The sequence below is a fragment of the Amycolatopsis sp. NPDC104863 genome (assembly GCF_055582965.1).
Genome location: NZ_JBVJOW010000001.1, coordinates 1,030,289 through 1,044,127, shown reverse-complemented (window position 1 = coordinate 1,044,127; position 13,839 = coordinate 1,030,289). Strand labels below are relative to the sequence as shown.

The 13,839-nt window shown below is 72.8% G+C and carries 12 protein-coding genes; 4 read left to right on the top strand and 8 right to left on the bottom strand.

Annotated features, from left to right (window positions below; genetic code table 11):
* Positions 1-3: 3 nt before the first annotated feature.
* From ACZ63J_RS04595 to ACZ63J_RS04570, 6 genes are all read right to left on the bottom strand, one after another.
* Positions 4-1,278, bottom strand: coding sequence for an ABC transporter substrate-binding protein (locus ACZ63J_RS04595; RefSeq protein ID WP_465399750.1), 1,275 nt, complete (start codon positions 1,276-1,278; stop codon positions 4-6).
* 150 nt (positions 1,279-1,428) lie between these two features.
* Complete coding sequence (locus ACZ63J_RS04590) at positions 1,429-2,673, bottom strand: FAD-binding protein (RefSeq protein ID WP_465439312.1); 1,245 nt, start codon at positions 2,671-2,673, stop codon at positions 1,429-1,431.
* Positions 2,674-2,720: 47 nt separating this feature from the next.
* Positions 2,721-3,758, bottom strand: coding sequence for an Lrp/AsnC family transcriptional regulator (locus tag ACZ63J_RS04585; protein ID WP_465342178.1), 1,038 nt, complete (start codon positions 3,756-3,758; stop codon positions 2,721-2,723).
* Positions 3,759-3,830: 72 nt separating this feature from the next.
* The gene (locus ACZ63J_RS04580; protein ID WP_465342180.1) at positions 3,831-4,589 is read right to left on the bottom strand and encodes a hypothetical protein; all 759 of its coding nucleotides are present in this window, start codon (positions 4,587-4,589) and stop codon (positions 3,831-3,833) included.
* Complete coding sequence (locus ACZ63J_RS04575; RefSeq protein WP_465439310.1) at positions 4,586-5,173, bottom strand: papain-like cysteine protease family protein; 588 nt, start codon at positions 5,171-5,173, stop codon at positions 4,586-4,588. Before ACZ63J_RS04575 ends, ACZ63J_RS04580 begins: the two co-directional genes overlap by 4 nt.
* 189 nt (positions 5,174-5,362) lie before the next feature.
* Positions 5,363-5,959: a DUF6801 domain-containing protein gene (locus ACZ63J_RS04570; RefSeq protein ID WP_465342183.1), complete on the bottom strand. Its 597-nt coding sequence runs from the start codon at positions 5,957-5,959 to the stop codon at positions 5,363-5,365.
* Positions 5,960-6,228: 269 nt separating this feature from the next.
* Between ACZ63J_RS04570 and ACZ63J_RS04565 the strand changes: the two genes are divergently transcribed.
* Positions 6,229-6,735 (top strand): hypothetical protein, encoded by a 507-nt coding sequence (locus tag ACZ63J_RS04565; RefSeq protein WP_465399756.1) that lies wholly within the window; start codon positions 6,229-6,231, stop codon positions 6,733-6,735.
* Positions 6,736-6,774: 39 nt separating this feature from the next.
* On the opposite strand, the gene ACZ63J_RS04560 is transcribed toward ACZ63J_RS04565, so the two are convergent.
* Positions 6,775-9,555 carry an AfsR/SARP family transcriptional regulator gene (locus tag ACZ63J_RS04560; protein ID WP_465399757.1) on the bottom strand — a complete coding sequence of 927 codons (2,781 nt, stop codon included), beginning with the start codon at positions 9,553-9,555 and terminating at the stop codon, positions 6,775-6,777.
* Positions 9,556-9,801: 246 nt separating this feature from the next.
* Here ACZ63J_RS04560 and ACZ63J_RS04555 point away from each other — a divergent pair, with 246 nt between their 5' ends.
* The 3 genes from ACZ63J_RS04555 (at position 9,802) to ACZ63J_RS04545 (ending at position 12,231) form a co-directional block, all read left to right on the top strand.
* Positions 9,802-10,503 (top strand): S1 family peptidase, encoded by a 702-nt coding sequence (locus ACZ63J_RS04555; RefSeq protein ID WP_465304307.1) that lies wholly within the window; start codon positions 9,802-9,804, stop codon positions 10,501-10,503.
* A gap of 70 nt (positions 10,504-10,573) precedes the next feature.
* Positions 10,574-11,143 (top strand): TetR/AcrR family transcriptional regulator, encoded by a 570-nt coding sequence (locus ACZ63J_RS04550; protein WP_465342186.1) that lies wholly within the window; start codon positions 10,574-10,576, stop codon positions 11,141-11,143.
* A gap of 77 nt (positions 11,144-11,220) precedes the next feature.
* Entirely contained in the window at positions 11,221-12,231 is a 1,011-nt protein-coding gene (locus ACZ63J_RS04545) for a medium chain dehydrogenase/reductase family protein (RefSeq protein ID WP_465399758.1), read from the top strand.
* Between the two features lie 53 nt (positions 12,232-12,284).
* On the opposite strand, the gene argG is transcribed toward ACZ63J_RS04545, so the two are convergent.
* On the bottom strand, positions 12,285-13,733 hold the full coding sequence (gene argG, locus ACZ63J_RS04540; RefSeq protein ID WP_465342188.1) for an argininosuccinate synthase: 1,449 nt from the start codon (positions 13,731-13,733) through the stop codon (positions 12,285-12,287).
* Positions 13,734-13,839 lie beyond the last annotated feature (106 nt).

Genomic DNA, 13,839 nt, shown 5'->3' with positions numbered 1-13,839 from the left:
CGGCTACTGGAGCCCCTTCCCGGCTTCGGACATGAACCGGCCGACGGCGTCGGAGATGCTCATCCGCCCGAAGGCGACCTCCTCGTAGGTGCGCTGCAGGAGCTTCTGGATCGCGCCCGCGCCCTTCGGCGGCACCGGCGGCGCGGCCCCGAGCCGCGGTTCGAGGGCGGCTTCGTAGTCGTAGAGCGTCTTGTCGTCGCCGGTCGCGGACCCCGCGAGCTGCGCGCGGACCTTGAGGTTGGGTGCGAGCCCGCGGTCGGTGCCGACGATCTTGCCCACCTCGGGGTCGTTGACCAGGAAGTCGACGAGCTTCGCCCCCGCCTCCTGCTGCGCGCTGCGCGCCGAGACCGCGAGGAACATCGACGGCCGCCGGTACTGCCCGGTGTCCCCGGCCGTGCCGGTCGGGTACGGCGCCACGTTCAGCGGCTTCCCGTTGGCTTTCCGGTACGCGGGCAGGAGGTTGTCGTAGGCGAACTCGGAGCTGGTCAGCTTCCGGCCGAGCGGCGACTGCTCGGGTGAGGTGTTGTACGACGCCGTGACGTCGGCCGGGGACGCGGCCTTCGTCTCGCGGAACCGGTTCGCGAGCTCCCAGTAGCGGCGCAGGTCGTCGGCGGTGAAGCCGAGCTTGCCCTCCGGGGTGTAGAACTGCTTGCCCTGCTGGCGCAGCCAGATCTCCAGGGTCGTGTCCAGAATGCCGAAGTCGGTGGTGCCGCTTGCGGTTCCGGTGGCGCCGATCTTCTGCGTCACGGCCGCGTACTGGTCCCAGGTCAGGCCCTTCGCCGGGTCGGCGCCGGCCGCGGTGAACGCGGCGGGGTCGTAGAGCATCGCCGGGGTGTTCTGCGCCCACGGCACGGCGTACCGCTTGCCCTGGTAGACGCCGGTGGCGGCCAGCTCGGGGTTGACGTCGGCGAGCGAAATCGCCTTCCCCACACCGGAGTTCAGGTCGGCCAGGACGTTCCGTCCGCCGTATTCGGCCAGGTAGCGCGTGTCGATCGTGAGGACGTCCGGTGGTTTGCCGCCCGCCGTCTGCGTCGCCAGCTTCTCCCAGTAGGCCGCGTACGCCGAGAACGACGTCTGCACCTTGATCTTCGGGTTCTTCTGCTGGAACAGCTCGACGGCCTGCTTCGTCAGGTTCGCCCGTCCCTCACTGCCCCACCAGACGAACGTGGGGGTGACGTCGCCGCCCGCGCCGGGGCCCGGGCCGCACGCGGCCACCCCGGTCAGCAGCAGCGGGAGCACCGCGGCCATCCGGCGCAAGCTGCCCTTCGTCCGACGCATCGAACCTCTCCGTCCGATCGGAAGGTGCCGGAGGCGCTCTCGCCAAGAGAATCGAGAAAGCGCTTACCTCAAGCCCGGCGATCCACGGTAGGGGGTCCGCGACAATGGTGTCAACGTGCGAATTCATTCTTCGAAATCATCGAAGAATGGTTACTCCGAAAAGACGTGACGCGTCAGGAACGGGTTCCGGAACTTGCCGGCGGGGTCGAGTTTCCCCGCCAGGGCCCGGAAGCCGGCCAGCTTCGGGTACCGCGCCGCGACCTCGCCGCCGTGGAAGAGCTTGCCCCAGTGCGGGCGGGCGCCGAACGGGGCGAGCCGTTCTTCGAGGACGGGCAGCACCGCTTCGACCTCGGCCTGGCGCGGCTGCCACGTGAAGTGCAGGGCCACCCGGTCACCGCCGTGACACGGGCTCAGCCACAGGTCGTCCCCCGCGATCGCGCGGATCTCCGACACCAGCAGCAGCGGCGCCAGCCGGTCACCGAGCCCGCGGACCGCTTCGATCGCGGCCGGCGCGTCCGCGTAGGGCACGAAGTACTCCGACTGCAGCTCGTCCCCGACGCTCGGCGTGAACGCGAGCGCGAAGTGCGGGAGCCGCTCGTGCCACGGGCCCGGCACCCCCTGCTGCGGGGTGCCGTTGCCGGCCGGGATCCCGGCCGCGTGCGCCGGGTGGCGGGGCCCGTCCGCCGGGATTGCGCCGTACAGCCCGGACCGCTCGGTGAAGGCGTCCACGCGGCTCTTGACCCAGACCTGGTCGACGACGTCGTTCGCCCAGTTCGTGAACAGGCTGACGCTGTACCCGGCGTCCTCGATGCTGTCGAAGTGCTCGCGCACGGCGTCCCAGGGCAGGCCGTCGAAGACGTCCTGGCGGACATCGAAGGCCGGCACCGTGTCGAGGGTCAGCCGCGTGACGACGCCGAGCGCGCCGAGGCCGACGACCACCCCGGGGAACACGTCGTCGGCGCGGGTGAACGTCCGGACCTCGCCGTCGGCGGTGACCAGCTCGACCGCCGAGACGGCCGCGGCGAGACCCGGCTGCCGCCGTCCGGAGCCGTGGGTGCCGGTGGCGACGCTGCCGGCCACCGTGATGTGCGGCAGCGACGCGAGGTTGGCGAGCGCGAACCCGGCGTCGTGCAGCTGCGCCGCGAAGTCGCCGTAGCGCGCCGCGCCGCCGACCGTCACGGTGCCGTCGCCGATCTCCACCGGGATCGCGAGGGACCGCAGGTCGAGGAGCACACCGCCGGGCGCGTCCGCGATGGTGTTGAAGCAGTGCCGGCTGCCGAGCGCCTTGACGCGGCTCGCGGCCGCGACGGCGGCCTGGACCTCGCCGACCGTGCGCGGGGTGAGCACCTCGTCGGCGGCGTAGGTGTGGTTCCCGGCCCAGTTCGACTCGCCCACCGAATGTCCTTTCCCCGCGCCGGATCCCGCTCCCGACCCTACCCCGCTCAGCGGGCCGGGATGATCGCCTGGTGGGTGCCGCCGAGGCCGTGCGGGCTGAGCAGCCGGCCCATCCGCTTCGGCATCCGCAGCGTGATCGCCCGGTCGAGGATGCGCGCGCCGGGCGCCGCGGCCGCCAGCCGCGCCTCGTAGCCGGTGCAGTCGGCCGGCACCCGCAGCCAGGCCGACACCACGAGGTTGCCCTCCCCCACCACCGCGGCCGAGAGGCGGGTCTCGGGCAGCTGCGCGATCGCCGTCCCGGCCCGCTCGAGCCCGCCGGGGGCGACGTCGACGCGGTACCCCGCGATCACCGGCCAGCCCGCCGGGACGTGCGCGAGGTCGCACCGGAAGTCCAGCTCGTGGTTGCGCAGCATCCGCGCGAGCGTGCGGCGCACCGCCGACTCGCTCATCCGGCAGTCGCGGGCCAGCTCGGCGTAGCTGCGCCGGCCGTCCTCGCCGAGGGACTCGACGAGCGCCCGCAGGTCCCGGTCGTTCCACTGCTGCGGCACGACCAGCCGGGCCTGCACCGCCGTCTCGTCCAGCACCGCCCGCTGCTCCGGGGCCAGCGCGTTCACCAGCCAGCCGCTGCCTTCGCGGTAGACGCGGGTGGCGACGGCGAAGCGGACCTCGCGCACCCCGTGCAAGGCGCCGATGCGGCTGGTGACCAGGGCGTCCAGCGCGTCGAGGTCCCGCGCGGCCACGCTGAGGAACAGCGCGAACCGGCTGGTCGTGCGCTCGACGCTGAACACCGACGGCCAGCCGCACAGCTCGCGGGTCAGCTCGCTCAGCACGTCCGGGCGGCAGGCCAGGTCGACGTAGCCGACCGTGGTCGTCGGGGCGGTGGAGTACGCGGTCAGCCAGGCCAGCCCGGCCGCCTGCAGCCGGTCCCAGCGGCGGGCCGCCGTCGTCGCGTCGGTGCCCACCGCGGCGGCGATCCGCGTCCACGGCGCCCGCGGGTCGCGCTGCAGCGCCTCCACCAGCGCGAGGTCCGAGGCGCTCAGGCCCGGGCGCGCCGGTTCCACCTGCGCACCGGGGGAAACGGGCATGGCGCATTGTGACCTGGTCATGATCTTCTGCCAAGGGGCTCACCGGACGGGCCGGTGAGCCCCTTCGCGGTCTTACCGCCGGCGCAGCCGCGGCACCACGACCGCGCCCGCGACCAGCACGAGAGCACCGCCGAGCACGAACGGCAGCACCGGGGTCTCCGCGGGGTCCGCGGCCGGGACGGCGCGCTCCCGGCCGCCGTACCCGCCGCCCGCGCCGTCGCGGTCGTAGGCCGAGCCCGGCAGCTTGTCGGCGTAGCGCTGGTGCAGCGCCGCGCGGTAGTCGGCGAGGGTGAGCTTCGTGCCCGCGGCGAGGCCGGTGACCGAGCCGTCGAGCACCGTCACGGCGTCACCGCGCACCGCGTACCAGGCGTTGACCTGCGGCTCGTGCAGGAGGTAACCGCCGGCCGCGGCCCCGGCGAACTTGCGCTCGTAGTCGCCGGACGCGACGTTCACCACCGTCCAGGCCGCGCCCTGCCGCTCGGCCCAGACGGTGGCGGTGCTGCCGTCGCCGGTCCGCGCCGGCACCGCGACGTAGGCCAGCGCGGCCGGGACGTCCGACCGGCCGGCGACGAACGCCGCCGTCGGCTCGTAGACCGCGATCTGCGTCCGGGGCTCGGCGGTCGCCGCCGCGGCCGCGTGCGCTCCGGGGAACTTCGTCGACGCCAGCCGCGCGAGCGTGGCGGAGCCGCCGGTGACCTGCCCGATCGCGGCGGTGTCGGCCGCGGTCGGGACGCCGTCCGGGCCGCCGGCCGCGCTCGCGGCGCCGGTCGTGGTGAGCATCGCGGCGCCGGCCAGCACGGCCGCGCCCAGCATCTTCTTCAGCATGCTCATCCCTCGATCCCGTACAGCGTGTGGGTCCACTGGAACTGGTTGTTCGAGCGGTAGGTGTCGTAGTTCATCGAGTTGTACCGGCTGTTGTTCGGCCACGGGTCGCCGTATTCGACGCGGGTCGCGCCGCCGGAATTGTCGTAGCCGTAGAGCACGTGCATGTGCCCGCCGCCGGAACGCCAGCCGATGCGCGTGCCGATCGGCTGCCCGGCGTCGATCTGGCTCTTGATGGTGGCGAAGGAAAGCACTTGCCCGTTCGAGTTGTACGACCCGACATTGGAAAACCCGAGCCAGCGGAACACCCGCTGCTGGTCGGAGAGGTATCCCTGGTTGTTCTCGCAGTCACTGCCCGACTCGTTGTGGGCGACCTGGCAGAACCGGGTCTGGGTCAGGGAGTGGCCCCAGTAGCCGGCGATCGTGTTCCCGCTGGCGTCCCAGCACCATTGGTCCTTCTGCTGCGCCTGCATGGTGATGCCGAGATCGGTCCGCGCTGCGGCCGCCGCGGCGGGCGCCTGCAGCGCGACGACGGCGGCCGCGGCGGCCGAGACCGCCGCGAGTCCACGCAGGACTCCTGAAGTGGTTTTCACGAAGTGGTCCTCCAGCCGGTGACGATGCGACGTGGTGGCACGGAATACTCCGCGCCCGGCCCGTCGATCCGGTACCTACTAAGGGAGGATCACGTTGGGAGGGAACGACTTCCGGCGGATCCCGGCAGTTCCCGGGTGCCGGAATCCGGCAGCGGCCCCGGCCCGCCGGACGGATTCCGCCGGGCCGGGTCAGCCGACCGTCGTCGTGCCCAGGGTGGCGTCCTGGTCCGGCGGGTCGAGCGCCAGCTCGACGTCGAACTCACCGAGGCTGCTGTCGGTCACCACGTGCGTGGTCGCCGCGGGGTCGACGCTGCTCGTCGCGTCGCCGGCCGGGGTGCCCGCCGGGACGGTGAAGTCGACCTGGCCCTGCGCGGTGAACTTCAGGGTGCCTTCGGCCGGCACCGGGGTCTCCGGGATCGGCAGCTCGATCGGGATGGCGACCGTCTGGCCGCTGATCGCGACGTTCACCTTGGACTTGATCGTGCCGGACAGTTTCGTGGCGCCGACGAGCCGGAGCCCGTCCCCGGCCGCCTGTCCGGCGTCGACGTCGAGGCTGAACGGCACCGAAACCGGCGTGCCCGCGGTGGCCGTCGCGGGGATGTCCGCCTTGACGACCACGGACACCTGCTGGTCGCCGATCAGCGGGAAGCCCCCTCGGTAGGTGAGCGTTTTCTCGGCCGCGGCGGCCGGTCCCGCGGAAACGACGGCCACCGCGCCCGCCAGCAGCGCGGCCAGACCGATTCCGAGGAAACGGCGGCTCGTTTTCCGCATGAGGGTTTCCGTCATGTCACGTCCTTTCGTCGTTGAACGGCATTTCGGATCCTAGGTGGAAACTTCCCAACCGGCCAATGCGCTTTCCGGCGGTCCCGGAATTTGTCACGCGGTTCGAGGGGACGGGTTTTGTTTTTTGTGACGCGCCCGTTCGGATATGACAATTTTCGACGCACGCGCACTCACGCGCGTCAGCACCACGAGAGCGCGGGTGTAGTGGCGGTGTAGGGGCCGCGGCCAGGGTCCTCCCCGGCAAGCACTTGTCCACTGAGGGAGACAAACCCATGCGCAGCATCTACCCGGCGGTGGCGCTCTCGGCCGCCCTGCTCGTCGGCGGCGCGACCGCCGCCACGGCCGCCCCCGCGCCCACCGACGTCTACGCCGAGGTCACCGCCGCCGACATCGCCGACCCGGGCGCGGTGATCACCGACTCGCCGGCCGCGCTGGCCGCCGCGCGGACCGCCGCCCAGGCGATCTCCTGGTACTCCAGCCGCCAGGGCAGCACCGCCTACCAGGGTTACTGCGAGAAGGCCGCACGCCTGTCGTGGAACCGCACGACGCACCACGCGAGCGCGATCGAGCACTGGCGCTCCTCCGACGGCGCCCGCCACACCACCGGCACCCCGCCGCGCGGCGCCTTCGTGTTCTGGGACATCTCCGCCTACGGCCACGTCGGCATCGCCGACGGCAGCGGCGGGGTCTGGGCGACGAGCGTCAACGGCGCGATCGGCCACGCGAAGCAGAGCTACTTCGGCAGCTACCTGGGCTGGAAGCCGGGCAACAGCAACTGATCGCCGGGCCGGCGTGACGCGGGGCGGCCCCTCCCCGCGTCACGCCCGCACGGACGACGGGCGCCGCCATCGCCGGGCCTGCTCCAGCAACGCCAGCCCGGTCGTTTCGCCTTGCCGGTTCCCGGTTTCCCGGAACACGCGCAGCGCGCGGTCGCAGACCCCGCGGGCCTGGATCGGCTCCCCCGCGGCCAGCAGCGTCTGGCCGATGCCGAGCAACGCGTACGCGCTGCACCGTTCGTCGTCGAGCTCCTCCAGGATGCTCAGCGCGAGCCGCAGGCAGGTCAGCGACTCCGGCAGCCGGCCCGAATCCCGGTGCAGCGTCCCGAGTTCGGTGAGCACCTTCGCCTCACGGTGCGGGTCTTCGCTCTCCCGCGCGAGGTCCCTGGCCCGCTGCAACCACGTCCGGGCCTCGGCGAACTCGCCGAGCAGCACGTGCGTCGAGCCGATCGAGTTGCGCATCTGGGCGACGCCGCTGCGGTCGCCGGCCCGTTCCAGCCCGTCGAGGGCCCGGCGGTAGCAGCCGAGCGCGTCCCGCGGCCGGTCCCGGACGCGATACACGGTGCCGAGCCCGGCCACCGCCAGCGCCTCGCCGCGGACGTCACCGAGCTCGGCGAACAGCCGCGCCGAGCGGTCCATGTCGTCGGCGGCCGCGGCGTATTCGTCGTGGTAGAGCCGGACCTGCCCGAGCCCGCGGCACAGCACCGCCGCGCCGGCCCGGTTGCCCGCGGCTTCCACGGCGGCGAGCGCGGCCAGGTGGCTGCGGCGCCAGTCGTCGTAGGCGCCGCGCAGGTCGTAGAACGGGACGGCGGCCGCGGTCAGCTGCCAGGCGAGCTCGTCCAGGCCCGCGTCGGCGGCGAGCTGGACCGCGCCGGCCAGCAGCTTGCGTTCGGCGGTGAACCAGCCGAGCGGGTCGGCCACCAGCCGGACAAGCGTCGTCGGGAGCTCCGCGCCCAGCGGCGGCCCGGTCATCGCGCCGAACGCGGGCGGCAGCCCCGCCGCCGCGGCTTTGGTCAGCGCCAGCAGCACCGACAGCACCCGCACCAAGGTCTCCCGCCGCGTCGAAGCCGGCTCTTCGGCCAGGAGCTCCGCCGCGTAGCAGCGCAGGAGGTCGTGCAGCCGGTACCGCGGGTGCCCGGCGGAGTCGCGGCCCGCCAGGGAAACCAGGTTGGCGTCGACGAGCACGTCGAGCACCTCGTGGGCGCCGCCGTGCCCGAGCAGCGCGTCGAAGACCCAGCTCGGGAAGTCCTGCGCGCCCAGCACCGCCGAGCGGCAGAACGCGGTCCGCGCGGCCGCCGGCAGCTGGCGCAGGCTCAGCTCGAAGCTCGGCCGGACACCGAGGTCGCCGACACGCAGCTCGCTCAGCCGGCTCGACTCGTCGGCCAGCCGGTCGTGCAGGGTGCGCAGGCTCCACGCCTGCCGCCCGGCCAGCCGCGCGCCGGCGATGCGGATGGCCAGCGGCAGGTAGCCGCAGCAGCGCACGATGGCGGCGGCTTCGGCCGGTTCGCCGACCACGCGGTCGGCGCCCGCGACCCCGGCCAGCAGCCGCTCGGCCTCCGCTTCGCCGAACACCGGCAGCTCGACGTGCTTCGCGCCGGCCAGCTCCGGCAGCCGCCCGCGGGTCGTCACCAGCACCGCGCACCCGGCGTCGGCGGGCAGCAGCGGGCGGACCTGCGCGGCGGTCGCGGTGTCGTCGAGCACCAGCAGCACCCGGCGGCCGGCGAGGCGGGAGCGGAACAGCGCGGCCCGCCCGCCGAGCCCGGCCGGCACGGTGTTTCCGGTGACGCCCAAGGCATGCAGGAAGTCGGCGAGCACTTCGGCCGGGTCACGCGGTGCGCCGGTGCCCGCGAGGTCGACGTAGAGCTGGCCGTCGGGGAACCGGCCGGCGACGCGGTGGGCGACGTGCATCGCGAGCGCCGTCTTGCCGGTTCCCGGCGCGCCGGTCAGCACGACCGGCGCCGGTCCCGCGCCGAGCGCGGCCTCCAGCTCCCGGACGTGGTCCTCGCGGCCGGTGAAGTCGGACAGGTCGGCCGGCAGCTGCCGCAGTGGCGCCGCGACGGCGGCCGGGACCGGCCCGGGCAGCGGGTCGCCGGTGAGGATCGCGGCCTGCAGGGCCCGCAGCTCCGGCCCCGGCTCGACCCCGAGCTCGGTGACCAGCCGCTCCCGCGCCGTCGTGAACGCCCGCAGCGCCTCGGCGCGGCGTCCGGCGCCGGTGAGCGCGAGCAGGTACTGCTGCCACAGCCGTTCGCGGTAAGGGTGTTCGGCGAGCAGCACGGTGAGCTCGGCGATCGCCGCGTCGTGCCGGCCGAGACGCACCTGCAGCGAAAGCCGTTCCTCGACCGCGGCCAGCCGGTTCTCGACGAGCCGGCCGAGCTCGGCGTCCCAGGCGGGCGCGGTGGGCAGGTCCTCCAGCGGGTCGCCGCGCCACAGCGCCTCCGCCTCGGCCAGCAGGGTCAGCGCCGTCTCGGGCGAGCCGTCCTTGGCCGCCCGCGCGGCGTCCGCGACGAGCCGGGTGAACCGGTGCGCGTCGACGGCGCCGGGCTCGACGGCCAGCGAGTACCCCGGGCCGTGGGTCCGCAGCGCGGTTTCCGGCAGCAGCCGGCGCAGCCGCCAGACGTAGGTCTGCAGGTTGGCGGTGGCCGACGTCGGGGGCTCGCGCGGCCAGACGACGTCGACGAGCTGCCCGGGGGTCACCGTCCGGTTCGCGTTGAGCAGCAGGTGGGCCAGCAGCGCCCGCTGCTTCGTCCCGCCGAGCGGCAGCGGCCGGTCCCCGACCGTCACCCGCAGCGGCCCGAGCAGGTGAAAGCGCACGTCAGACCCCATCGAGCCCCCCGTTCCGGAGCCCGCCCCCAGGCGGGTGAATCCTGCACGCGGACAGTATCGGCACTGCGACGCGGCGCGAGGGGAAGCCGTTTCCCGGTTGCGCCGGACAGCCCACGACGAAAGTCGTGTTTTCGATCAACCGACCATCGTCGGGTTCCGGGATTCACTCACAACGGTGACGGTAAGCGTGTCCTTGACCACTCGTCACCGCGAGACCCCGGTCCGCGGCTGGAGGTTGATCGTAAAGTGCGTATCGCGCGAACCGGCGTAGTCGTCTCCGGTGTGCTTCTCTCGGCTCTGGCGGCCGCGGCGCCGTCCCTGGCGGCCGAGCCGGCCATCATCGACGGCGGCAACGCCGACTCGCTCCACTCCGCGGCCCGGATGTTCGCCGGCGGCCAGGAGATCTGCTCGGCGACGATCATCGCCCCGGACTGGATCCTCACCGCGCGCCACTGCACGCAGGGCGCCGACGGCCAGCCGATCAGCTTCCACGTCGGCGACCTCGACCAGACCAAGGGCACCACGGTCAACGCGACCTCGGTGCACGAGGCGCCGGACTCCGACATCGCGCTGGTGCAGATCGACCAGCAGGTGCAGACCGAGTACGCGCCGCTGGGCAGCGAGGGCGACGTCAAGGTGGGCGACCAGGCCGAGGTCTACGGCTGGGGTGCGACCTGCACCGACAAGCCGGAGATCGAGTGCCAGTCGCAGCTGCTGAAGGTCGCCAAGGTCAGCGTCACCTCGATCGACTGCCCGGACGGCGCGGCCGGCGTTTCGGTGTGCGCGAACCGCGGCGACGGCATCACCGCGGGCGGCGACTCCGGCGGCCCGATGTACGCGAACGGCAAGCAGGTCGGCGTCGCCTCGACCAGCGACCGCCAGTCCTACACCGCCTACATCAACATCACGAAGTACCGCGACTGGATCTCCCAGACCGCGGGCGTCTGAGCCTTCCGCGAGCAGCCCCCGGGACCCGGGGGCTTGCTTCGCCGAGAAGAGTGAGTGTACAGTCACTCACATGACGAAGCGCGGTGCCACCCTCTCCACCTCCGACGCCCGGCGGGACGCCGTGGTCGACGCGGCCATCACCGAGTTCGCCCGGGCCGGGTACCACAGCACGCCGATCAGCGCCGTGGCCACCAAGGCCGAGATCTCCCCCGCCTACGTCTTCAAGTTGTTCCCCGGCAAGGTTTCCCTCTTCGTCGCCGCGCTCGACCGGTGTTACGAGCTCGTCGCGCACGCGCTGTCGAACGGGGCCGCCCGCGCCGACAGCACCGACCCCGAAAAGATCCTCTACGAGATGGGCGGCGCCTACGCCGAGCTGATCGCCGACCGGAGCCTGCTCATGCTGCAGGTGCACGCCCAGTCGGCGGCCGACACACCCGAGATCGCCGAAGCCCTGCGGCGTGGCCTCGCGAAGGTCACCGAACTCGCCCGCGACCGCTCCGGCGCCGCCGGCGAGCAGGTCCAGCGTTTCATCGCCTACGGCCAGCTCTGCCACCTCATCGCCACCCTCGACCTCGACGACCACACCGGCGACTGGGCCGCGATCCTGTCCGCCGGCATCCGCCACCCCGGCAAGAACTGAACCACCCAGCCCCGTTCCCCCTTTTTCACGCCCATCGAGTGATTGACCAGTCACTCACACATCGGAAGGAAAGCACCATGACCACCACCACCGAAATCGTCCTCCCCGGCCTCGTCGAGCCGGACGGCCTGCGCGTCGAACGTCGCGAGCTGCCCGCCCCGGGCGCCGGCGAAGCGCTCGTCCGCGTCGAGGCGAGCGGGATCTCGTTCGCCGAGCAGCAGATGCGCCGCGGGAAGTACTACGACCAGCCGCCGTTCCCGTTCGTGCCCGGCTACGACGTCGTCGGCACGGTGCTCGAAGCCGAGGACCGCGCGCTGGTCGGGCGCCGCGTCGCGGCGATGACCAAGATCGGCGGCTGGAGCAGCCACCTCGTCGTCCCCGCGGCCGACCTGGTCCCCGTGCCCGACGGCCTGGACGCCGCCGAAGCGGAGACGTTCGTCGTCAACGGCATCACGGCCTGGCAGATGCTGCACCGGATCGCGAAGGTCGGGACCGGCGGCACGATCCTGGTCCACGGCGCGAGCGGCGGCGTCGGCACCACGCTCGTCCAGCTCGCCCAGGCGGCCGGCATCAAGGTGATCGGCACCGCGTCGGCGCGCAACCTCGACGTCGTGACCGCGCTCGGCGCCACCGCCGTCGACTACCGCGGTGACGTCCCGGCGCGGGTGCGCGAGCTGGCGCCCCGCGGAGTCGACGCCGTCTTCGACCACGTCGGCGGCCCCGGCATCGTCGACTCGTTCCGGCTGCTCGCCCCCGGCGGCACCCTGGTCGCCTACGGCAGCGCGTCCACGAAGGACACCGGCGGCAACCCGCGGCTCCCGGTGCTCAAGCTCTTCGCCCGGCTGCTGTGGTGGCAGGCGCTGCCGAACCGGCGCCGCACGCACTTCTACAACGTCTGGGGCGGCAAGCGGAACCTCACCCGGTTCCGCGCGCGCCTCACCGAGGACCTGACGGCCGTCTTCGCCCTGGCGGCGAAGGGCCAGCTCAAGGCTCAGGTGGCCGCGCGGATCCCGCTGACCGAGGCCGCGAAGGCGTTGACGCTGGCCGAGTCCGGCACGGTCACCGGCAAGGTTGTGCTCGTCCCCTGAAAACACCGAAGGCCACCACGCGAGAACGTGGTGGCCTTCGGGCTACGCGGGGGTCAGTCGGTGCCGAACTCCATCGCGGCGCTGTCGAGCAGCTCGGCGTCGTCGGCCTTGCCGCGCGAGGCGATCACCTGGGCGCCGCCCTCGGGCATCGCGCCGATCAGGCCGGTCGACGCGGCCTGCGCGGCGCCGATCAGCTTCGGGTGCGAGTTGCCGCCGACCATGCCGATGCTTGCGTACTGCTCGAGCTTCGCCCGCGAGTCGGCGATGTCGAGGTTGCGCATGGTCAGCTGGCCGATCCGGTCCACCGGGCCGAACGCCGAGTCTTCGGTGCGCTCCATCGACAGCTTGTCCGGGTGGTAGCTGAAGGCCGGGCCGGTCGTGTCCAGGATGGAGTAGTCCTCGCCGCGGCGCAGCCGCAGCGTGACCTCGCCGGTGACCGCGGTGCCGACCCAGCGCTGCAGCGACTCGCGCAGCATCATCGCCTGCGGGTCCAGCCAGCGGCCTTCGTACATCAGCCGGCCCAGCTGGCGCCCGTGGTTGTGGTAGCTGGCGAGGGTGTCCTCGTTGTGGATGGCGTTGACGAGCCGCTCGTAGGCGGCGTGCAGCAGCGCCATGCCCGGCGCCTCGTAGATGCCGCGGCTCTTCGCCTCGATGATCCGGTTCTCGATCTGGTCGGACATGCCCAGGCCGTGCCGGCCGCCGATGGCGTTGGCCTCCAGCACCAGGTCGACGGCGGAGGAGAACTCCTTGCCGTTGATCGTCACCGGCCGGCCCTGCTCGAAGCCGACGGTCACGTCCTCGGCGGCGATCTCGACCTCGGGGTCCCAGAACGCCACGCCCATGATCGGCTTGACGATCTCGATGCCGGTGTCGAGGTGCTCCAGCGACTTCGCCTCGTGCGTCGCGCCCCAGATGTTGGCGTCGGTCGAGTACGCCTTCTCGGTGCTGTCGCGGTAGGGCAGGTCGTGGGCCAGCAGCCACTCCGACATCTCCTTGCGCCCGCCGAGCTCGGTGACGAAGTCGGCGTCGAGCCACGGCTTGTAGACGCGCAGGGAGGGGTTGGCCAGCAGGCCGTAGCGGTAGAACCGCTCGATGTCGTTGCCCTTGTAGGTGGAGCCGTCGCCCCAGATCTGGACGTCGTCCTCGAGCATGGCGCGCACCAGCAGCGTGCCGGTGACCGCGCGGCCGAGCGGGGTGGTGTTGAAGTAGCTGCGGCCGCCGGTGCGGATGTGGAACGCCCCGCAGGTCAGCGCCGCGAGCCCTTCTTCGACGAGGGCTTCCTTGCAGTCGACCAGCCGGGCGATCTCGGCGCCGTACTGCCCGGCCCGGCCGGGCACCGACTCGATGTCGGGTTCGTCGTACTGGCCGATGTCGGCGGTGTAGGTGCAGGGGACCGCGCCTTTGTCGCGCATCCACGCGACCGCTACGGAAGTGTCGAGGCCACCGGAGAAGGCGATACCGACACGCTCGCCGACGGGCAGGGAAGTGAGCACCTTGGACATGCGAATGATTATGCACGGCTATGCATCGTCGTGCAATCCGGGGTGCCCCGGGGGGGGGGGGGGGGGGGGGGGGGGGGGGGGGGGGGGGGGGGGTGGGGGGGGGAGG

Coding starts and splice junctions, on each gene's coding strand:
- ACZ63J_RS04595 (WP_465399750.1), bottom strand. CDS start 1,278: ATGCGTCGGACGAAGGGCAGCTTGCGCCGGATGGCCGCGGTGCTCCCG.
- ACZ63J_RS04585 (WP_465342178.1), bottom strand. CDS start 3,758: ATGCCCGTTTCCCCCGGTGCGCAGGTGGAACCGGCGCGCCCGGGCCTG.
- ACZ63J_RS04580 (WP_465342180.1), bottom strand. CDS start 4,589: ATGAGCATGCTGAAGAAGATGCTGGGCGCGGCCGTGCTGGCCGGCGCC.
- ACZ63J_RS04570 (WP_465342183.1), bottom strand. CDS start 5,959: ATGACGGAAACCCTCATGCGGAAAACGAGCCGCCGTTTCCTCGGAATC.
- ACZ63J_RS04565 (WP_465399756.1), top strand. CDS start 6,229: ATGCGCAGCATCTACCCGGCGGTGGCGCTCTCGGCCGCCCTGCTCGTC.
- ACZ63J_RS04560 (WP_465399757.1), bottom strand. CDS start 9,555: ATGGGGTCTGACGTGCGCTTTCACCTGCTCGGGCCGCTGCGGGTGACG.
- ACZ63J_RS04550 (WP_465342186.1), top strand. CDS start 10,574: ATGACGAAGCGCGGTGCCACCCTCTCCACCTCCGACGCCCGGCGGGAC.
- ACZ63J_RS04545 (WP_465399758.1), top strand. CDS start 11,221: ATGACCACCACCACCGAAATCGTCCTCCCCGGCCTCGTCGAGCCGGAC.
- argG (WP_465342188.1), bottom strand. CDS start 13,733: ATGTCCAAGGTGCTCACTTCCCTGCCCGTCGGCGAGCGTGTCGGTATC.